The sequence below is a fragment of the Aminobacter sp. P4_D5 genome (genome assembly GCF_056401815.1).
Window position 1 is genome coordinate 1 of the sequence record NZ_JBFUIP010000874.1, and the last position, 644, is coordinate 644.

General features: G+C 64.9%; 1 pseudogene. It reads left to right on the forward strand.

Annotated features, from left to right (window positions below):
• Positions 1 to 193: 193 nt before the first annotated feature.
• A pseudogene (locus AC1DWF_RS35520) lies at positions 194 to 644 on the forward strand (phage/plasmid primase, P4 family); the annotation flags it as partial.

Here is a 644-nt window from a genome sequence, read left to right on the forward strand (position 1 = left end):
CTTCAGGATTGCAGGTGCGACGCACCGTGCAGGAGGAATCTTCGAGGATTTCGTCTCGGCCCTCGATGTCGATGCTGACGCTGCTGCATGGAAGCAGGAGAAGGGTCTGGCAAATGGCGGCCGTGAACTTCGGCGCGCGTGGAAAGCCGCAGGCGACGCCATCCATGGCGATATCCTGCTCACAGAGCATGGGGTGGCTGTCGCCTTCGTCGCCCGGTACTGCGATCGCCTTCGCTACTGCCACAGTACCGGTGCCTGGTACGAATGGACCGGAACCTTCTGGCGGCAGGACCAGAAGCATGCGGGCTTCAGCTTCGCGCGCCAGATCGCGGCAGAGGCAAACGCCACCGCAGATTTCAAGACGCAGGCGATCACGGGCAAGGCATCGTTTGCCGGCGGGGTGGAGAGGTTCGCGCAGCGCGACCGGGCGCTCGCGGTGACGGCGGAAGATTGGGATCGTGATGCCTATCTTCTCGCTACCCCGGGCGGTGTCGTGGATCTGCGCACCGGCCGCGTCCGAGCAGCCATGCCGTGCGACATGATGACGCGCATCACGGCCGTGGCGCCTGCCCCTCTGGGCACGGACTGCCCGACATGGCGCCAGTTCCTCCGCGATGCGACCAACGACGACAACGAGCTCATTG